Source organism: Pseudoalteromonas sp. RWi3 (genome assembly GCF_054960735.1).
Genome location: NZ_JBHNYL010000001.1, coordinates 759212 through 779672, shown reverse-complemented (window position 1 = coordinate 779672; position 20461 = coordinate 759212). Strand labels below are relative to the sequence as shown.

The 20461-nt window shown below is 41.1% G+C and carries 20 protein-coding genes; 19 read left to right on the top strand and 1 reads right to left on the bottom strand.

The features are described 5' to 3' along the window. Nucleotides 1-75 precede the first annotated feature (75 nt). Entirely contained in the window at nucleotides 76-861 is a 786-nt protein-coding gene (locus ACFI4Z_RS03360) for a flagellin N-terminal helical domain-containing protein (RefSeq protein WP_462669306.1), read from the top strand. A gap of 163 nt (nucleotides 862-1024) precedes the next feature. Beyond that, nucleotides 1025-2461 carry a sigma-54 dependent transcriptional regulator gene (locus ACFI4Z_RS03355; protein ID WP_462669305.1) on the top strand — a complete coding sequence of 479 codons (1437 nt, stop codon included), beginning with the start codon at nucleotides 1025-1027 and terminating at the stop codon, nucleotides 2459-2461. Nucleotides 2462-2953: 492 nt separating this feature from the next. Here the strand turns inward: ACFI4Z_RS03355 and ACFI4Z_RS03350 are convergent, their stop codons facing one another. Beyond that, nucleotides 2954-3541: a DNA-3-methyladenine glycosylase I gene (locus tag ACFI4Z_RS03350; RefSeq protein ID WP_462669304.1), complete on the bottom strand. Its 588-nt coding sequence runs from the start codon at nucleotides 3539-3541 to the stop codon at nucleotides 2954-2956. A gap of 126 nt (nucleotides 3542-3667) precedes the next feature. Between ACFI4Z_RS03350 and ACFI4Z_RS03345 the strand changes: the two genes are divergently transcribed. The 17 genes from ACFI4Z_RS03345 to flhB all read left to right on the top strand — a co-directional run bounded on the left by ACFI4Z_RS03345 (nucleotide 3668) and on the right by flhB (nucleotide 20393). Continuing rightward, entirely contained in the window at nucleotides 3668-4780 is a 1113-nt protein-coding gene (locus ACFI4Z_RS03345; protein ID WP_462669303.1) for a sensor histidine kinase, read from the top strand. Further along, the gene (locus ACFI4Z_RS03340; RefSeq protein WP_462669302.1) at nucleotides 4777-6198 is read left to right on the top strand and encodes a sigma-54-dependent transcriptional regulator; all 1422 of its coding nucleotides are present in this window, start codon (nucleotides 4777-4779) and stop codon (nucleotides 6196-6198) included. Before ACFI4Z_RS03345 ends, ACFI4Z_RS03340 begins: the two co-directional genes overlap by 4 nt. Before the next feature lie 168 nt (nucleotides 6199-6366). Continuing rightward, on the top strand, nucleotides 6367-6699 hold the full coding sequence (fliE, locus tag ACFI4Z_RS03335; protein WP_462669301.1) for a flagellar hook-basal body complex protein FliE: 333 nt from the start codon (nucleotides 6367-6369) through the stop codon (nucleotides 6697-6699). A gap of 21 nt (nucleotides 6700-6720) precedes the next feature. Then, complete coding sequence (gene fliF / locus ACFI4Z_RS03330; RefSeq protein ID WP_462669300.1) at nucleotides 6721-8439, top strand: flagellar basal-body MS-ring/collar protein FliF; 1719 nt, start codon at nucleotides 6721-6723, stop codon at nucleotides 8437-8439. Then, nucleotides 8432-9478, top strand: a complete 1047-nt coding sequence (gene fliG / locus ACFI4Z_RS03325; RefSeq protein ID WP_099296732.1) for a flagellar motor switch protein FliG — start codon at nucleotides 8432-8434, stop codon at nucleotides 9476-9478. The genes fliF and fliG overlap by 8 nt, the downstream gene beginning before the upstream one ends. A 3-nt stretch (nucleotides 9479-9481) precedes the next feature. Then, entirely contained in the window at nucleotides 9482-10294 is an 813-nt protein-coding gene (fliH, locus tag ACFI4Z_RS03320; protein ID WP_462669299.1) for a flagellar assembly protein FliH, read from the top strand. A gap of 18 nt (nucleotides 10295-10312) precedes the next feature. Beyond that, nucleotides 10313-11647 (top strand): flagellar protein export ATPase FliI, encoded by a 1335-nt coding sequence (gene fliI, locus ACFI4Z_RS03315; protein ID WP_099296730.1) that lies wholly within the window; start codon nucleotides 10313-10315, stop codon nucleotides 11645-11647. Beyond that, the gene (gene fliJ, locus ACFI4Z_RS03310) at nucleotides 11647-12093 is read left to right on the top strand and encodes a flagellar export protein FliJ (RefSeq protein WP_462669298.1); all 447 of its coding nucleotides are present in this window, start codon (nucleotides 11647-11649) and stop codon (nucleotides 12091-12093) included. Before fliI ends, fliJ begins: the two co-directional genes overlap by 1 nt. 105 nt (nucleotides 12094-12198) lie before the next feature. Then, nucleotides 12199-14721 carry a flagellar hook-length control protein FliK gene (locus ACFI4Z_RS03305; protein ID WP_462669297.1) on the top strand — a complete coding sequence of 841 codons (2523 nt, stop codon included), beginning with the start codon at nucleotides 12199-12201 and terminating at the stop codon, nucleotides 14719-14721. A 276-nt stretch (nucleotides 14722-14997) separates the two neighbouring features. After that, nucleotides 14998-15519, top strand: a complete 522-nt coding sequence (gene fliL, locus ACFI4Z_RS03300; protein WP_099296727.1) for a flagellar basal body-associated protein FliL — start codon at nucleotides 14998-15000, stop codon at nucleotides 15517-15519. Nucleotides 15520-15528: 9 nt separating this feature from the next. Then, nucleotides 15529-16623 carry a flagellar motor switch protein FliM gene (gene fliM / locus ACFI4Z_RS03295; RefSeq protein ID WP_462669296.1) on the top strand — a complete coding sequence of 365 codons (1095 nt, stop codon included), beginning with the start codon at nucleotides 15529-15531 and terminating at the stop codon, nucleotides 16621-16623. A 17-nt stretch (nucleotides 16624-16640) separates the two neighbouring features. Next, on the top strand, nucleotides 16641-17039 hold the full coding sequence (gene fliN / locus ACFI4Z_RS03290; RefSeq protein WP_462669295.1) for a flagellar motor switch protein FliN: 399 nt from the start codon (nucleotides 16641-16643) through the stop codon (nucleotides 17037-17039). After that, nucleotides 17036-17416, top strand: a complete 381-nt coding sequence (gene fliO / locus ACFI4Z_RS03285) for a flagellar biosynthetic protein FliO (RefSeq protein ID WP_462669294.1) — start codon at nucleotides 17036-17038, stop codon at nucleotides 17414-17416. Before fliN ends, fliO begins: the two co-directional genes overlap by 4 nt. Nucleotide 17417: 1 nt before the next feature. Beyond that, a complete protein-coding gene (gene fliP, locus ACFI4Z_RS03280; protein ID WP_099296723.1) occupies nucleotides 17418-18158 on the top strand; it encodes a flagellar type III secretion system pore protein FliP in 741 nt (246 codons plus the stop codon). A gap of 44 nt (nucleotides 18159-18202) precedes the next feature. Continuing rightward, nucleotides 18203-18472 (top strand): flagellar biosynthesis protein FliQ, encoded by a 270-nt coding sequence (gene fliQ, locus ACFI4Z_RS03275; protein WP_135474877.1) that lies wholly within the window; start codon nucleotides 18203-18205, stop codon nucleotides 18470-18472. Between the two features lies 1 nt (nucleotide 18473). After that, nucleotides 18474-19253 carry a flagellar biosynthetic protein FliR gene (fliR, locus tag ACFI4Z_RS03270; RefSeq protein ID WP_135474879.1) on the top strand — a complete coding sequence of 260 codons (780 nt, stop codon included), beginning with the start codon at nucleotides 18474-18476 and terminating at the stop codon, nucleotides 19251-19253. A gap of 9 nt (nucleotides 19254-19262) precedes the next feature. Beyond that, a complete protein-coding gene (gene flhB / locus ACFI4Z_RS03265) occupies nucleotides 19263-20393 on the top strand; it encodes a flagellar biosynthesis protein FlhB (RefSeq protein WP_462669293.1) in 1131 nt (376 codons plus the stop codon). The last annotated feature ends 68 nt before the right edge of the window (nucleotides 20394-20461 follow it).

Here is a 20461-nt window from a genome sequence, read left to right as displayed (position 1 = left end):
TAAACCATGGTACATAGTGCAAAAATTGGCAAATTAAGCTATAATTTAACCAATTCAGTGTGTCGGAGCCCTGTTATGAAAATTCAATCACCCTCAACAAATATTTTAAACCAAACCCAGCAAACGGGTAATAAGCTTTTAGAACAACTTGCTACAGGTAAAAAAGTAAATTCAGCGGCAGATGATGCAGCCGCTTTACAAATTATCGACCGTTTAACATCTCAACAAAACGGTTATAGTCAGGCTGTGAATAATGCATACGATGGCATTTCATATTCACAAGCGACAGAATCAAATTTATCTAATGTTAATGACGCTGTATCTCGAATCAAAGAGTTATCTATTCAGGCAGGTAATGGGGCGCTTAGTGATAGTGACCGCAGTGCTTTGCAAGAAGAAGTTGTGCAGCTACAAAGTCAAATATCTGAAACGTTCGAGAATGCGAGTTTTGCAGGAAAGCCTTTGTTTGATGGTCAAGCGGTCTCGTTTCAAGTTGGCGCTGATGCAAATACCAATCAAACGGTTAATTCAACAGACGGTAGTTTTGCATCTGCGCTATCAACTATTGATATTTCAACCCAAGCAGGGGCTCAAGCTGCACTCGATATAAGCGAGCAAGCGAGTGAAGACATAAATGCCCAGCGCGCAGAGCTAGGGGCTTTTCAGAATACACTGGCCAGCACAATTAAAGGGTTAGGTACTCAACAGGAAAATATTGCTGCAAGTCAAAGTCGTATTCAAGATACTAACTATGCTCAGGCTGTGTCGCAGCAGATATCTAATGATGTTTTATCTCAAGCGTCTATGGCATTACGTGGTCAAGCAAATCAATCCGCTGAGTCTATTTTAGGCTTACTATAGAGTTGATTTTAAAACAGTAATTATTAAGTATTACTTATCGCCATATCAACGGCAGTTTTTTGGCAATGATGTCAAAAAACTGCCGCTCAATGCTTGCATCCCTGTCAAACTCGCTTACAATTTAGATTATTAATAGCTTGTTGTGACTGTGGTTCGCTGACTAATGATCTTAATCTTAGATAATAATAATAATCGTGCGATTGGTTTACATGCTTCACTGACTTTTATCGGTGAAACAGTATTAAACCTTGCTGAAGATAATTTTGAGCAAGAGTGTAGCAGCTACCAAAAACAAGAATGCATGGTTATTTTAGGCGCGTTAAGTAGCTTCAACCATGAAAGTTTGATTAAGCGTTATCCTACTGTCCCATTCCTACTTATAGGTGAAACCTTAAAGCCATTGCTCAGTATCGCAAACGTAGTGGGCTTAATTTCTGAGCCATTTAACCACGACGTAACAACACAGTTACTGCATGACTGTCAGCAATATCAACGAATGCTCCCTAATGATCATAAGTACCACAAACCACACAAATCGTTTGATGGTTTAGTTGGGGAAACTGATGCAGTAAAAGATGTACGATTTTTAATTGAGCAAGTTGCTAAAACAGATGCGAATGTTTTAATTCTTGGAGAGTCCGGTACAGGTAAAGAAGTGGTTGCCCGAAATGTTCACTTACTGTCTAAGCGCAATTCAGGTCCCTTCGTACCAGTAAACTGTGGAGCTATCCCGGGTGAGCTGCTAGAAAGTGAGCTGTTCGGCCACGAAAAAGGCGCATTCACGGGGGCTATATCTGCACGTAAAGGGCGTTTTGAATTGGCTCAAGGTGGTACGTTATTTCTTGATGAAATCGGCGATATGCCACTGCAAATGCAAGTTAAACTATTACGTGTGTTGCAAGAAAGAAGCTATGAACGAGTCGGTGGAACAAAAGCTATTCAGGCCGATGTGCGAGTGATTGCTGCAACGCACCGAAATTTAGAAGAGATGATAGAGCAAGGCTCTTTTCGAGAAGATCTTTATTACCGTTTAAACGTATTTCCCATCGAGAATCCTTCACTTGCCCAACGTGCTGACGACATACCGCTTTTGCTAAAAGAATTAATGCGTCGTGTAAATGAGCAAAGTGGTACGACAGCTAAGTTCACAGAACGTGCTATTGAAAGCCTTAAAGAGCATGCTTGGCCTGGCAATATCCGTGAACTAGCTAACCTCGTAGAACGTATGGTCATAATGTTTCCTGAGAAGGTTGTAGACGTTCCTGACTTACCAGCTAAATATCGTTATATTGAAGTTGATGCCTATGAGCCTCAATACCCTGAGGAGCTAATGGAGCGCGACGCGTTTAATGATATTTTCAGTACAGGGTTTAGTGATTACGACGATGAGCCAGAGATTGAAATAGCTTCGTCTGATTCTGGGTTATTACCCGATGAAGGCATTGAATTAAAAGAGTACTTAGCTGAGCTTGAGGTTAGCTTAATAACTCAAGCCCTTGAGCGCTATGACTATGTCGTTGCCCGTGCTGCTGAAATTCTCGGAGTAAGGCGTACAACCCTTGTTGAAAAAATGAAAAAATATAACCTATCGCGCGATTAACAGCTAAGAGCAGGTTTTAGGTGTCAGGTAGTAGGTTTTAGGCAAAAATTAACTAAGCACGAGGGTGATTGAATGGGTTTCGTCATTACCCGTAGGCGTTAAGCTTGCTGACGCGCACACCGTCTTTTAATTCGGGGTGCTTTGGTGAATATCACTTAAAACCCTTTTGCACAAAGAGAAAACAATGAGTGTAAATGAGAAGAAAAAATGCCACGGGCTTCGAGCGACGAGCTTTGAATTCCTCAAAATTTAATACCTTTATTTTTACCTCATAAGCGCAGCTTACTCTTAGCCTCTTTGAACACGAGGTTTTCTTGGTGGGTCAATCATTTAAAGATCATTTGCACAAAGAAAAGTGAATGTGAGAAAATAAGCAGATAAAAATATATAAATCTTTTGCGGCTGAAGCCATGCATTCTCAGGCGCTAGTTTTAGCACCCTAGCGCCTAGTCTCATTCCTAAAACCTATCACCTAGTCCTAACACCTAGCCTTTAATATTTTTCTATTATCTCAGCTTTTCTAAAACAATTATTACTATGGTCGTTAACCATGCCACATGCCTGCATGTGAGCATACACTGTGGTAGGGCCTAAAAATTTAAAACCGCGCTTTTTTAAATCTTTAGCGAAAGCTGTTGATATTTTAGTGATCGCGGGGTAATCACTCAATTCATTTAAGTTACTGATCAGTGTCTTGTTGTCTACAAATTGCCATTGATAATTACTAAAGCTGCCAAATTCTTGCTGTATTTCAATAAAGCGCTTTGCGTTGTTGATTGTTGCTGCAATCTTCAAGCGGTTTCTCACAATCCCATCAAAAAGCATCAGGCGCTCAACATCGTCATCTGTAAATAACGCTACTTTTTTAACGTCAAAATTTTCAAAGGCATGTCTGTAGCCGCTTCGTTTCTTTAATATGGTGTACCAGCTGAGTCCGGCTTGGGCAGATTCAAGTGTTATAAACTCAAATAATTTTTGGTCGTCATACAGCGGCACTCCCCATTCTTGATCGTGGTAGGCTACATAATCTTGCTTTGAAGTATCAAGCCATGGGCAACGACACTGAGCATTTTTATCCATTATGTGTTTTCCTTGTGTCAGTTTATTGTCACGTAAAATAAGCTCTAAGCTTATGAATTATAGTTAATATATTTTTGGTACGAATTGTGCATTTATCACCGTAGAGAACCTTTATGAGAGTTTACTATGGCACTTGCAAACGTGTTAAAACCACAATTTATCACAGCTAATCAATATAACCCATGCCTTCAACAAGAAGAGTACGTGGGGGAGCTTAGTGAGCTTCGTCAACAAGCGAGTTGGTTGAGCCATTTGGTTGATACCATGCCGGCAGGCGTTATTGTGCTTGACGGTCGTGGCATGATTGCTAAGGCTAATCAAATTGCAATTGATATGCTAGGTGAACCACTTGAAGGTGAGAAATGGTTTAGTATTATCCAACGTTCTTTTCGTCCTCAACAAGACGATGGTCATGAAGTTTCATTAAAAGATGGCCGACTAATAAAGTTAGATATTACGGCATTGGCACCGGAGCCTGGCCAGTTAATACTCATGACTGATTTAACCGAAACGCGACGCTTACAAACGCGTGTGGCACACATGCAGCGCTTAAGTGCGCTGGGTAAAATGGTGGCATCATTAGCTCATCAAGTTCGTACTCCTTTATCGGCAGCTATGTTATATGCAGCTAACTTAGGCTCTAAACGTTTACCAGAGGCTTCCCGTGGTAATTTTCATACAAAATTAATGTCGCGTCTGAAAGATCTTGAAACGCAAGTGAACGACATGCTGTTGTTTGCAAAAAGTGGCGATCAACAAGTTGTAGAGCAGGTTTCTATGCAGCAATTACTTACCGAAGTTAAAGCTGGCTCAGATGCAATGGTTGCTCTTAATAGCAGTGAACTTGATGTAAATTTACCAGAACCCGATATTACTATTACGGGCAATAAAACAGCGTTAGCCAGTGCGATACAAAACTTAATTCATAATAGTATTCAAGTTATTGGCTCTGGCGCTTTAGTTCGTGTAAATGCGATAAGAGATACTCATTCAGATGATCTTGTGCGTATTAGCGTGTGCGATAACGGCCCTGGAATAGATATGGCGCAGGCTGAGAAACTGTTTGAACCATTTTTTACCACGAAAAGCCAAGGCACAGGCCTTGGTTTAGCAGTGGTTAGCTCTGTTGCTAGCGCTCATCAGGGCAGGGTTGAGGTTACCAATAATACACAGGGCGGGGCATGTTTTAGCATATTACTGCCTATTTGTACTGAATCTAAAGCGGTGGAGGCATTATGAGTAATAACACTATTTTAGTTGTTGAAGATGACGCAGGTCTTCGTGAAGCATTAATCGATACTTTAGAAATGTCAGGTATTGCCTGTGTTGCGGCCAATAGTGCAGAGCAGGCCATGCTGCTGTTAAAGAAAGATAGTTTTTCTTTGGTGGTGAGTGATGTACAAATGGGGGCGATGAGTGGGCTTGATTTATTACGTAGCATTAATTTAAATCACCCAGATTTACCAGTGCTTATGATGACAGCATACGCCACTATTGATGATGCCGTTGAGGCAATGCGCCTAGGGGCAATCGATTATATGGCAAAACCATTTGCACCAGAAGTCTTATTAAATATGGTGAGTCGTTACTTACCAGAGCCAGAAAAAGAAACAGATGGCCCTATTGTCGCTGATCCATCTAGTATTCAATTACTTGAACTTGCAGCAAAAGTCGCGAAATCTGATGCTAGCGTGATGGTACTGGGCCCAAGTGGTTCAGGTAAAGAGGTATTGGCTCGTTATATTCATGATAAATCAGAGCGTTCAAACCAGCCATTTGTTGCAATTAATTGTGCTGCTATACCTGAAAACATGCTCGAAGCCACTCTCTTTGGCTATGAAAAGGGTGCCTTTACGGGAGCGATTCAAGCCTGCCCAGGTAAGTTCGAGCAAGCACAGGGTGGTACCATCTTGCTTGATGAAATCACCGAGATGGATTTAAGTTTACAAGCCAAATTACTACGTGTATTGCAAGAACGTGAAGTAGAGCGATTAGGTGGCCGTAAAACAATTAAGCTTAACGTTCGCGTGCTTGCAACCAGCAACCGAGACTTAAAAGATGCCGTTAGTGAGCATAAGTTTAGAGAAGATTTATATTACAGGCTCAATGTGTTTCCACTGATGTGGCGCCCGTTGTGTGAACGCCCGGGTGATATAGTGGTATTAGCTAAGCACTTAATTGAGCGCCACTTGGCGAAAAGTAAAGAATCCATTGCTCAGCTTAGCGATAGCGCACAGCAAAAGCTGCTGTCGCATCAATGGCCAGGGAATGTTCGTGAGCTTGATAATGTTATTCAACGCGCATTAATCTTGAGAAACGGTGACATTATTGATGAGAGTGCTATATTCATCGAGAATTTAGCGCCTAGTGCGTGTGTAAGTGCGAGCTCGGTTGCCCCGCAAGCACCTAATGATATAGCGAATCCAACAATTGCAGCTAAGGTACAGCATAATGAGATGATGGATGAGCTTCCTAGTTTAGATTCAGGTACTTACAAAGATGAACTAAAGGATAAAGAGCATCGCATTATTCTAGAAACGTTAACGCGGTGTCGAGGAAAACGAAAAGATGTGGCTGAAACGTTAGGTATCAGCCCAAGAACATTGCGTTATAAGTTGGCGCAAATGCGAGATTTAGGTATTGCTCTACCAGCTTAAAAGTCTATTCTGACCAATTTCAAAAGACACTCAGCCATGCTGAGTGTCTTCATGTCAAAACTCTGACATTCAAAAAAACCTCTTAAGCCATTGAATTACAAGTGTTATTTTATTGGCATAGTTTGTGCTTTATCTAGTTATTAGTAAAGTGCATCGTCAGAGATAATTATGAAAATTCAAAATAGTGCGTTATTCCAAGAAATGCAGTCTATGGCTCTTGAAGCTGGCCGTAGTAATTCAAGTAATGCTATTCCAACGCAAACACAACCTACTTCGTCTGCACAATTTGGTGATTTGTTAACAAATGCATTAGACACAGTTAGCAATCATCAACGAGAAGCGAAAGAAAAAGTTACAGCCTTAGAGATGGGCGACCGAAGTGTCTCGCTTGCTGAGGTGATGATTGCTTCTCAAAAATCATCCGTCGCGTTTGAGGCTACTGTTCAAGTTCGTAATAAACTTGTTGAGTCTTATAAAGAAATCATGAACATGCCTGTTTAAATTGGGTAGTGGAGAATTATTGTGGCGCAATCTAATCAATCAACCGACCTTGCATTAGCAGGCGGTGGTGCTATCAACCAAACTGATAACGACGATCAGCAAGAGCAAAAGTCTGGCTATTTGAGTGCATTAAATGGTGTTGACGTATTGCGCCAGGTTACATTAATTATCGCATTAGCTATTTGCTTAGCCATTGCCATTTTTGTCATTATCTGGGCACGTCAGCCAGATATGCGTCCGCTGGGTAAGATGCCGACTGAAGAGCTTATTCAAACACTGGACTTTTTAGACGCGCAAAAAATTGAATATGAGCTTGATGGCAACCTAGTTTCAGTCGCAGAGGATGAGTATCAAAATATAAAATTACTCATGACACGTGAAGGATTAGATCAAGCGCCCACATCAGGTACTGATATCATCATGCAAGATATGGGTTTTGGCGTAAGCCAACGTCTAGAGCGTGAGCGTTTAAAGCATGGCCGTGAGCAGCAGTTAGCGCGTACCATTGAAGAGTTAAAGAATGTCACTCGGGCTAAAGTGTTATTAGCCATTCCAAAAGAAAATGTATTTGCTCGTCGTGAAAAAGAGCCCTCGGCAACGGTTGTGTTAACCCTAAAGCGTGGGCGTATGCTTGATAGTGAAGAAGTTGACTCAATTGTTGATATTATTGCTTCAGCTGTTCAAGGGCTATCACCATCTCGTGTTACGGTTACAGACCAAAATGGTCGTTTGTTGAATTCTGGTTCTCAAAGCTCTTTAGCTGCTCGTTCAAGAAAAGAGTACGATATTGAACGCAAGCGTGAACAAGAATACCTACAAAAAATTGACAGTATTTTAATGCCTGTTATCGGTATGGGTAATTACACCGCGCAAGTCGATTTAAGCATGGACTTTAGCGCCGTTGAGGAAACGCAAAAACGTTTCAATCCAGATTTACCAGCTGTAAGAAGTGAAACCACATTTGAAGAGAACAACATTGGGGGTTTAGCTGTTGGCATACCAGGGGCTTTAACAAATCAACCGCCAACCAATTCAAACATCCCAGAAGTTGCAGGTCAGGGTGGTGCAGGCTCTGGTACTACACCAAGCAGTAGCCATAAAGAAGCAACACGTAACTATGAGCTAGACACCACTATTTCACATAAACGTCAGCAAACAGGGGTTATTCGTAGAATTAGTGTATCAGTTGCTGTCGATTACTTACCCACAGTAGGTGAGAACGGCGAAACAACGATGGTGCCGCGCTCTGTTGAAGCATTGTCAAATATTCGTCGTCTATTGCAAGGCGGTGTGGGTTTTGATTTGCAACGTGGTGATGCTCTCGAAGTTGTTACCGTACCATTTGTTCGCGAAGAGTTAGCTGTTGCAGAAGAAATACCGCTTTGGGAGCAAAGCTGGTTTATGAAAGTGGTACGTTTAGCTTTAGGTGCACTGGTTATTATTGTACTGATAATGGCGGTTGTTAAACCTATGCTTAAACGCCTTATTTACCCTGATGATACGCTAGAAGAGTATGATGATGACGCGTTAAGTTCAGGTGTAGACATTGGCGACAATACACTCGATATGCTAAATAAAGACTTTGATTCTGCTTCGGTTGGCTTTGCAAGTGATGGTACACTACAGTTACCAGACCTTCATGGCGATGAAGATTTACTCAAAGCAGTACGAGCTTTAGTTGCCAATGAACCAGAATTATCATCACAAGTAGTGAAAGCGTGGTTAACAGAAGATGACTGATCAAGAGCCGGAACAAAAACAATTACCAGCAGCCTTTGACGTTGATAAACTAGATGGCGTTGATAAAGCCGCCATCTTGCTACTTAGCTTATCAGAGGAAGATGCAGCCCAAATACTTAAGCACTTAGAGCCAAAGCAAGTGCAAAAAGTGGGTATGGCCATGGCTGCAATTGATGATTTATCACAAGCAAAGATAAGTGCAGTTCATAATCTATTTATTGAACAAATTCAAAGCTTCAGTACGATAGGCTTCCAGTCTGAAGACTTTATCAAAAAAGCGCTAACAGCTGCGCTAGGTGAAGACAAAGCGGCTAGTTTGATAGACCAAATTGTTATGGGGTCAGGTGCAAAAGGCCTAGACTCATTGAAATGGATGGACTCTAAACAGGTTGCTAACATTATTCGAAATGAGCACCCTCAGATACAAACGATTGTTTTGTCTTATTTAGAGCCAGAGCAATCAGCGGAAATACTTGCCCAGTTCCCTGAGAAAGTTAGGCTAGACTTGACCATGCGTATAGCCAACCTTGAGGAAGTTCAACCTGCTGCATTACAAGAGTTGAATGAAATCATGGAGAAGCAGTTTGCTGGTCAAGCCGGAGCACAAGCAGCCAAAATGGGTGGCTTAAAAGCGGCTGCAGACATATTGAACTACTTAGATACGAATGTTGAAGGCCAACTTATGGACTCAATTCGTGAGCATGATGAAGAGATGTCACAACAGATTCAAGATTTAATGTTTGTATTTGAAAACTTAATGGATGTAGAAGACAGAGGCATCCAAGCTATTTTACGCGAAGTGCAACAAGATGTATTAATGAAAGCTATTAAAGGGACTGATGAAGGCCTTAAGGATAAAATTCTTGGTAATATGTCTAAACGTGCAGCCGACATGCTAGCAGATGATTTAGAAGCAATGGCACCGGTACGTATTAGTGAAGTTGAAGCTGCGCAAAAAGAAATTTTATCTACGGCACGTCGCTTAGCTGATTCTGGCGAGATCATGCTCGGTGGTGGTGGTGGTGAGGAGTTCTTGTAAACCATGAATAAGCCTCGCTCTACTCAAGGTCAGCCATTAACTGAGAATGAAGCTGATGAGTTATTACAAAACTGGCCTATCCCCGATGTAACGCAAGACACTCGTAAATTCGACGGTCGCTCTACAGCGTTTGGTACACCATTGGCTGAGTTGTACAAAAAAGAAGTTAAAGAACCAATTGAAGAGCCAGAACCTGAAGAAGCTCTGCCGAACCTGACAATGGCTGAGCTTGAACGTATTCGCCAAGATGCTTATGAAGAAGGCTTAAAGCAAGGTCATGAACAAGGTTATATTGATGGTTTTGAAAAAGGGGTTTCTGAAGGCAAAGAAGCAGGTTACAAAGAAGGCGTTGAGCTTGGTAAAACACAAGGTCAAGAGGAAGTAAAACCGCTTATAGAAGAGCAATTAACAGCTTTAAAATCACTTATTGATAGCTTAACCGCACCGCTAAACAAGGTAGACGAAGAGGCTGAAAAGCAATTAATACAACTTGCTGTTATGCTAGCCGAAGCATTGATATATCAAGAAGTAAAATCGTCACCTGAAGTGTTATTACATAGCTTAAAGCATTGCATTGATGCACTTGGTGAACAGCAACAAGCTGTGCGTATACACCTCAATCCAGATGATATTGAATTAGTTAAAAATAGTTATGGTGAGCAGGCTATTGCTGAGAGTCAGTGGCAGCTTATCCCTGAGCCAACGCTTGAGCGCGGAGGTTGCCAAGTTAAAACACCGCAATCCTCGGTAGATATGACGCTTAAAACCCGTGTCAAAGAAACGTTGGATAGCTTTTTGCATAGTAGTGGTATCTAAGCTAATAATTGGTTTGTAATGAACACACAACCTCTCCCATTGAGCGAGCGCTTACAGGGGTATCAAAAGCATATTCATAGCCCAACGCCAGCCGTTGCGGGTATTCTTACCCGAGTAGTCGGTTTAACATTAGAAGCAAAAGGGCTCCGAGCGCCTGTTGGCAGTCAATGCAAAATTGAAACCATGCGTGGTTTTGTAGACGCTGAAATTGTTGGCTTTAATGACCAAACACTTTATCTGATGCCTAACGATCATATTTCAGGCGTGCTGCCAGGTGCGCGTGTGATACCCCAAATCAATGAAACGGGTTTACCTGTTGGTATGTCATTATTAGGCCGTGTTGTCGATGGTCTAGGCCGTCCGCTTGATGGTTTAGGGCCTATCAATGCCGAGCACTATTTAAAATTCGCACAGAACACCATCAATCCACTTTCCCGAAGACCCATTAGTCAACCAATGGATGTGGGGGTTCGTGCTATTAATTCAGTCATTACTGTTGGGCAAGGGCAACGTATGGGACTGTTTGCAGGCTCAGGTGTGGGTAAATCAGTGTTATTAGGTATGATGACTCGAGGCTCTGAGGCGGATGTTATCGTGGTCGGCTTAGTAGGGGAGCGTGGACGAGAAGTTAAGGAGTTTATTGAAGAAATTCTCGGCGTTGAAGGGCGCAAGCGCTCTGTTGTAGTTGCAGCCCCCGCTGATGCATCACCTTTAATGCGTTTAAAAGGCTGTGAAAGTGCAGTAACGATAGCAGAGTATTTTCGCGATCAAGGCCTCAATGTTTTATTGCTCCTAGACTCGGTGACGCGATATGCCATGGCGCAACGTGAAATAGCCTTGGCTGTAGGTGAGCCACCTGCGACAAAAGGTTATCCACCTTCCGTTTTTGCCAAGCTTCCTGCGCTGGTGGAACGAGCAGGTAATGGCGGTGAAGGGCAAGGTTCAATTACTGCATTTTTTACAGTACTCAGTGAAGGGGATGATATGCAAGACCCTATTGCCGATGCAGCTCGTGCAATATTGGATGGTCATATCGTATTGTCACGTGATTTAGCAGATAGTGGGCATTATCCGGCAATAGACATTGAAAAATCGATCTCTCGCGTTATGCCACAAGTTGTTTCAGAGCCGCATATGCAACAAGCAAGAGTGCTAAAACAAGTTTATTCCATGTATCAGCAAAACAAAGATATGATCACTCTGGGCGCTTATCAAAAAGGCACTGATCAAATGCTTGATCAGGCAATTAATATGATGCCACGTGTCAATGCTTTCTTACAGCAAGGAATGAAAGACGTGATCAGTTATGATGAAGGATTGCAAGGGCTTGCACAGTTACTAGGGCAATCATAATGGCAAATAATAAACTTAATTTACTGCTAAAGATGGAAAAAGACAAAGAAGAATCTTTACGCATGCATTACCTTCAAGCGCAACAGCACTTTCAATCTAATCAACAAAAGCTGCAAGGACTCAATAACTTTAGAATGGAGTATACACAACAGCTTCATATTAAAGGTCAATCCGGATTAAGCAGTGCCGGTTTTAGTCAATATCATGCCTTTATTGCGAAGATTGAAGAAGCTATTCGCCAGCAAGCTAGTACGGTGAATACAGCAAGGCAGGTTGTGAGCCAGCGACAAAGTTTGTGGTTAAAGCAACAGGTAAAAGCGAAGGCGATTGAAAAACTAATTGAAAAACAACAGCAAAAAGCAACTGCGATTGAATTAAAAAATGAACAACGAATGCTTGATGAATTTTCATTGAACCAATTCTTTCAAAAGCGTAATGCGCTTTAGTTGTTAAATATTAATAGTAGGCACATATATTGCTTTATTTACATATGACGTCTTTATTTTGGCAAGCTGCGGCGGCAAATTGCCACATTTTAATGTAGGTGAATTATGGCGATTAATGATCTATCAGCACTCATTTCAACAGAGCAAGATATTAAATTTGCTAAAAAGGAGCAATCGCAACACACTGCTCTTGATGAAAAGCCAGGCTCAGAGAGTGATTTTTTCTCTCAATTACAAAGCGCTAATAATGCTGTTGAAGAGCCTAATAAAAAAAATAAAGGCCCAGAGTCATCAGTTTCAAGCGACAGTGATACTAAAGACGCTAAGCAACCAAAGCAGAAAACAGGGCAGGCAGCTGTTATTTCTGGTGATGATATGCTCGCTCAAATTAACGCCGCAAACAATCTTGACACTCGTGTGAGTACATCTGAGTCAGATAAGCCTTTAACTTCAGTAAGTGACTTAATTGATAAGTATGCTCAGGAAAGTCTTGATCCAAAAAGTATTAAACCTAAAGCTCCGCGTCCCATTGACGATGTTACTCCAATCATAAACCAGCCCTTAGAAGACGATAGCAGTGAAGGTTTAACTAATAAGTCAGGTATACCTGGCGATAAATCAGCAGTTGCTGAAGCAATTGATAAAAATCTAAAACAAACAGGGTTTCCCGAAGATGCCGTTACTCCAATTGTTGATGATGTTAAAACTATAAAAGCTCCTGAAACACAGAATGGGGCTAACAAATCAACAAGTAGCGTGGATATGTCTAGTATTAACGCCTCTACAGAAAACACTAAAAATGCCCAGCCACTTGCTTCACTTTTGACGCAAGAGTTAGTAGGTAACACTGCAAAGGGTGAAGCAGCGGTATTAAAGGCACAAACAAATAATAATAAAATAGATGAAGCTAATAAGGCAGTATTAACGAATTCAGATGCAGCAATAAAAGATCCAACAAAACTAATGAGTGAAAAGGGAGAAGTAACTTCCGAAGCGCTGACATCTTCATCAATTACTGCTGTTAAACAAAGCGCAGCTGTAATAGATGAGACGTTAGTAAATAACTCAGCTGCAAATGATAAAACCGATTTTAAGTCAGGCGTTTCGGCTCAGGTGGGTGATGCTAAAAGCAGTGTGGAAATACCTGCACAGCAAATAACAGACTCGCAAGAGGTTGCTAAGTCAGCAGTTAAAAAAGGTGTTGAAGCCGTTATAGCACAAATGCAAGATGCAGCTAAAATAGCAAAAACAGAAGGTGCTGAACCTGTTTTGTCTAAGGATGCTCAAGCATTAAAAGACGCATTTATTGCAGCTCAATCACCTACAACATCGGCTGCAGTTAAAGCTGCTCAGTCTACTCCAGCAATCGCAAACAGCCCTGAAGTAAATCAAACGGTTACCAAGCTCCTCAATGCAGAAACAGACGTTTTAACAGATAGCGATCCAGTTCTTTCTCGTTTGACAACAGAGCAACGCGCCACATTGCAAACGCAAGTAAATGCAGTGCTAAGTCAAGGAGTTGATAAACAAGGCTTGGCGAATCTAAAGCACACTGTTTCACAATTTATTGCGAATAATAATTCAGCTAACACAGCACAAAATGTCGATGCTGCTTCGAGTTTTAATGCGGTAGAGTTTAGTGACGACATTGCTAATTTAACAACAGGGCAGAAGCAAGCTTTATCTGAACAGCTTCAGCAGTTTATTGCGACTGAGAAACCTCAAGGGGCTGTTTTAAATCAAGTGAAAGCGGCTTTAGCTGTGCTTGATGAAGATAAAATGACCACGACTAAAGAGCCAACAACTACCTTAAAAGAGCCATTACAGATTGCACAGCCTATAGCGACTAATCAAGTTGAGACAGCGAAGTCACAATCGGGACAAGCCACATTTGTTAAGATGACTGCGCAAGAGCAAGCTATTAAATCTGATATTCAACAAGATGTAGCAAAAGAAGCATTGGTAGCAGATGATGAAAAAATTGAGCAGATAGCATCTAAAGAGAGTAATGCAGTGCGTGTAAATCAACTATTTACACAAGTGACCAATATAGCAAGCACCTCAATGACCCAATCTATAAATGAAGCGATTGATCAGCGTTACTCTGAAGAGCTTAGCAATATTCAGGTGCTTAATGCGCAACAAACCAGCGCGACGTCACAAACAAAACAAGTAAATGTAGATCCTACTTTATTGCAAGCACTGAACATTGTTAAAAGTGATGCTGCAAAATTATTGCAAGAACGGGTAAGTGCTTTACTTAGTATTAATAATAAAGAAGCTGAAATACGTTTAGATCCACCAGAAATGGGCAGCATGCAAATTCGTATTCGCAGCGATGCAGAGCAAGCACAAATAAACTTTGTTGTACAAAACCAACAAGCCAAAGAAGCACTAGAGCAGTCGATGCCTAAATTACGCGAAATGCTTGCTGAGCAAGGTATTGAGCTTGGAGAGAGCAGCATCCAACAAGGTGATAGCCAAGGTAATGCTGACGAACAAGAGCAGCAACAGGGACGCGGACAGCTTGCATCGAATGGTCAAAGCGATGATGGAGCTGCGGATTCTGAACCAAGTGCGCAAAGTTCAGGCCAACAATCTTCATCTTCAATAGATTACTATGCCTAACACCTGCTATTATGAAGGTATAAAAATAACTAATTAGTTTTTAGTTTAAGATGTTTCTAAAGCACTAAACTATATGAGTAACAAAATAAAGCCTGATTCATTGACTAAACCGCTTTAGATTAAGGTTTTTATTAGACTTGGTATGTATGTTATTTATAACAAAATGTTTAAAAAGAGTTGCTTGAGATATCTTCTTTAATCTAAGCTCTGATGAAATAGCTTGATGGGTTAACGCAGTTGTTTTATTACCCACTTTTAAGGCAGTAAGGAATCATAATGGCTGAAGAAGCAAATTTAGAAATAGAAGAAGGCGGTAAAAGTAAGAAGAAGCTGATTATAATCATTGCTGTCGTTGTTTTATTAATTGCAGGTGGTGTTGGGTTTTTCTTAATGTCAGGTTCAGATGAACCTGCTGAAACATTAGCCGATGAAACAGTTGCTACAGAAGAAGTTGAATCGTCTAATAACGCCAAAATTGGCAGCGCCCTTTATGTGGCAATGCCCAGACCTTTCGTATTTAATGTGCCAGGTGCAAGTAGAGACCGCGTTGTACAAATTAAAGTCCAACTTTTAGTTCGTGGTGATGTGAATGAAGAAGTAGCAAAAAGACATATCCCATTAATTGAAGGTACATTGTTAAGTGTTTTTTCTACCACAACAGCTGACGAGCTAGGCACCAGTGAAGGTAAAGAGACGTTGCGAGTTGCAGCACTTGAAAAAGTACAAACTGCATTAAATGATGTTGAAGGCAGTAAAGTAATTGAGCGGGTTTTATTTACCGGCTTTGTAATGCAATAAGGGGCCTGCGTGAGCGATTTATTATCCCAAGACGAAATTGATGCGCTATTACACGGTGTTGATGAAGTCGAAGAGGAAGATATAGAAGATGGTGAAGAAGGGGGTGGTGGTAACACACTGCAATACGACTTTTCTTCCCAAGACCGTATCGTTCGTGGACGTATGCCAACGCTCGAAATCGTTAACGAGCGTTTTGCCCGACATATGCGAATAAGCTTATTCAATATGATGCGCCGCACGGCTGAAGTGTCGATCAACGGCGTACAAATGATAAAGTTTGGTGAATATATCCATACCTTATTTGTACCTACCAGCCTTAATATGGTTCGCTTTCGGCCTCTAAAAGGGACAGGCTTAATAACCATGGAAGCGCGGTTAGTATTCATCTTAGTGGATAACTTTTTCGGTGGCGATGGCCGTTACCACGCTAAGATTGAAGGCCGTGAGTTCACTCCAACTGAACGTCGTATTGTGCAAATGCTACTAAAAATAATTTTTGAAGATTATAAAGAAGCATGGGCACCTGTTATGGATGTATCCTTTGAGTACCTCGATTCTGAAGTAAACCCAGCAATGGCAAACATTGTTAGCCCAACGGAAGTTGTCGTAATAAGTTCTTTCCATATAGAGCTCGATGGCGGCGGTGGGGATTTCCATATTGCACTGCCATATTCAATGCTTGAACCAATTCGTGAATTACTTGACGCTGGTGTACAGTCTGACACTGAAGATACTGATCTTCGTTGGAGTAAAGCTTTACGTGATGAAATTATGGATGTTGAAGTTGAGCTTTCTACACAACTGCTTGAAGTGGAGCTGAATTTAGAGCAAATAATGGAATTTAAAGCGGGTGATATTATCCCTGTAGAAATGCCAGAACATATCACTGTGTTTGTTGAGGATTTACCAACATTTAGAGCGAAAATGGGCCGCTCTCGTGACAATGTGGCACTACAAATTAGTGAAAAAATTAAACGACCTGAGTCAGTTAAATCAGAATTACACGTCTTTACAAAAGGTGGTAAAAAACTTGATTCAGATGCAGAGTTAGCAGAACTAGAAGACGATTTACACCTATCTGAGGGTGTGGATTTAGACTGGTAAAGAAAAGGTTTAAAAGTATGAGTGATGACCAAGATACTATGGATGAATGGGCAGCAGCCCTAGCAGAAGCAGAAGGTACTGATGACGGTGCGTCTGCACAAGTTGCAGAGCTTGATGAGCTTAGTGACTCTAAGCACGAAATGAGTACGGATGAAAAACGTAAGCTTGATACTATTTTAGACATTCCAGTGACTATTTCTATGGAAGTGGGTCGTTCTAAAATTAATATCCGTAACTTATTGCAATTAAATCAAGGGTCAGTGGTCGAGCTTGATCGTGTTGCGGGTGAACCGCTTGATGTGTTGGTAAATGGCACATTAATAGCACATGGTGAAGTTGTTGTGGTTAATGACAAGTTTGGTATTCGCCTTACTGACGTTATTAGTCAAGTTGAACGGATCAAAAAATTACGATGAGTGGTTGGATTATACTCTCTTCCACAGTGAGTACTGTTACTCCATCGGCAACCCCGATGGGGGACATTGTATCAATGGCTATGTCACTGATCACGGTGTTAGTGTTGATTATTGTATTCGCAATCATGGTAAAAAAGGTAAACCCTAATTTAACCAACAGCGATGAATTTAAAGTTGTTCGCAGTTTGCCACTCAGTACACGAGAACGTTTGATGGTGGTTGAGATTGATAACGCTCAGCATTTATTAGGCGTCACACCTCACAGTATTAATTACCTATTGAAGCTGGAAACACCCTTAACAGAAAAAGAATTACCTGCTTTGGTCAAACGATTTGGTAATTTACTAAACTCTAATCAGAATAAAAAGAACGCATAATATGATGAAGTGGCTGCTAATACTCATTAGTCTCGTATTTATACCAACTGTTAACGCTGAGGGTATTGAAGCCCTAAATATCACCACAAACCCAGATGGCTCGCAAGACTACTCTGTGACACTGCAAGTGCTTGCTATCATGACTGCGCTGAGCTTTATCCCAGCAGCAGTAATAATGATGACGTCATTTACACGTATCATCGTGGTATTAGCAATTTTGCGTCAAGCAATTGGTTTACAGCAAACACCTTCGAATCAAATCCTACTTGGTATGTCCTTATTTTTAAGTATATTCATAATGGCACCTGTATATCAAAAGGTGAATGAGCAAGCCATTGAACCTTATATGAATGAGCAAGTTACATCAATACAAGCATTGGAGCTTGCTAAAGAGCCAATGAAGGCGTTTATGCTGTCGCAAGTTCGTATTAAGGACATCGAAACGTTTGCTAAAATAGCGGGGTATGACAAACTGGACTCTCCAGAAGCTACGCCAATGATTGTGCTAATCCCAGCTTTTGTGACCAGTGAGTTACAAACTGCTTTTATTATTGGTTTTATGTTTTTTATTCCTTTTTTAATTGTGGATTTAGTGGTTGCATCAGTTTTGATGGCCATGGGTATGATGATGCTTTCACCCATGATCGTATCATTACCCTTTAAAATTATGCTGTTTGTTTTAGTTGATGGCTGGAGTCTTGTGATGGGGACGTTAGCAAAAAGTTTCGGCCTTGGGGTCTAACGATGGTTTTTACATTTGCAATAACACAGCGCATGGAGTAACCCATGGAACCGGAAGTTTTTGTTGATATTCTCAGTGACGCACTATTTTTAGTTATTAAACTGGTTTCAGCTATCGTTGTACCAGGGTTGTTAGTGGGTTTAGTTGTTGCGGTATTTCAGGCGGCAACATCAATTAATGAGCAAACATTGAGTTTTTTACCGCGCTTATTAATTACTATAAGTGCCCTCATTGTAGGTGGTCACTGGTTAACTCAAGAGCTCATGGACTTTTTTACCCGTTTAATAATGATTATTCCAGAAATCGCAGGCTGATATGGATTTCCCATTTTCAGTAATAATTCAGTGGCTAAGTGACTTCTTATTACCATTGGTGCGAATTAGTTCGATGATCATGGTAATGGCAGGTATCGGCGCTAAAAATGTACCTACCCGTATAAAAATGGGGCTTGCTGTTGTTATTACTTTTTTAGTTGTGCCTGTTCTACCTCCCGCTAGTTTTAATGATTTGTTTTCATTTCAAATGCTGCTTGTCGTTATTCAACAAATGTTAATCGGTATCGCAATTGGTTTTGCTTCATTATTGATGTTAAATACCTTTGTGCTTGCAGGTCAAATATTGGCAATGCAAACTGGTCTAGGCTTCGCCTCTGTTGTGGACCCTTCTAATGGTATGAGTGTACCTGCGGTCGGCCAATTCTATTTAATCCTAGCTACTTTGTTATTCTTTGTCTTTAACGGTCATTTAATGATGATTCAAATGGTCGTTCATAGCTTTAATGTCCTCCCGATTGATGGCAGTTGGTGGGCGGTTGACCATTATTGGGATATTGTCACTTGGGGCGGATGGATGTTCACGACTGCTTTGGTACTTTCGTTAGCACCATTGACCGCTATGTTAGTTATTAACATGTCTTTTGGCGTAATGACCCGTGCTGCACCCCAATTAAACATTTTTTCTATCGGTTTTCCATTCACCCTTGTTGCTGGTCTTGTGATTATATGGGCAACATTAGGAAACTTTATTACTCAATACGAATTCCAGTGGTTAAAAATGGTTGAGTTAATGTGTACTTTAGTTGGTTGTTCACCCTAGGAGCGCATTATGGCTGAAGATTCAGGTCAAGAAAAAACAGAAGAACCCACGAGTAAGAAAATTTCAGAGTCCAAGAAAAAGGGCCAAATAGCCCGTTCGAAAGAACTCGGGACTATGTTTGTATTGATTTTTTCTGCAATTTCTTTGTTGATGTATGGCCCTGAAATTGGCAAGGGGCTTTATAATATTATGGGCCGTATGCTCAGCTTGAACCGAAATGAAACCTACGATACAACAAAGATGTTTTCCGTATGGGGCTCAGTTGCTGATGCGCTTGTTTTTCCTATGGCCATGTTTGTATTTATTATTGTCCTTGCGGGTATTATCGGAAACACTCTATTGGGCGGCTTTAATTTTAGTTGGCAAGCAGCGGCACCAAAGGCAAGTAAAATGTCACCAGCAAAAGGGATCAAACGGATGTTTGGCCCTCAAGCGGGTGTTGAATTGGTTAAATCAATTTTAAAGTTTGCTGTTGTAGCTGGTTTTGCAGTATTTCTGATCAATACCTTTTTTGATGAGATTTTGCATTTAAGTATCGAAAGTGCACCAGGTAACATTATCCATGCACTTGAGATTTTGGCGTGGATGTTTTTGGGTTTGACATGTACTTTAACTATTATTGCAGCAATTGACGCACCTTATCAAAGCCACACCCACCATAAACAACTCAAAATGACCCTTCAAGAAGTAAAAGATGAATATAAAAATTCAGAGGGTGATCCGCAAATAAAAGCTCGTATAAGGCAAACACAGAGACAAATGTCACAGCGTAGGATGATGCAGGACGTGCCAGATGCCGATGTTGTAGTAACCAACCCAACTCATTATTCTGTTGCATTAAAATACGATACAGAGCGTGCAGGGGCGCCTATCGTCGTTGCCAAGGGAGTAGATGAGCTTGCGATGCAAATACGTAAAATTGCAAAAGGCAATGAAGTACCCGTTGTTGAGTCGCCGATGCTTACTCGCGCTCTATATCATACAGCGGAGGTTGGCGAGCAAATCCCTGATCAATTATTCACAGCTGTCGCACAAGTATTAGCTTACGTATTTCAGTTGAAACGCTTTCGAAAAGGGCGTGGGAAGCGACCTACAGAACTCAATAAAACACTACCTATCCCAGATGCTTATAAATACTAAGGGTGCTTTATTTTAATAATGCAGTAACTTGGAATAGTTATTGCAAAATCCGTACAGTGTCAATTTTT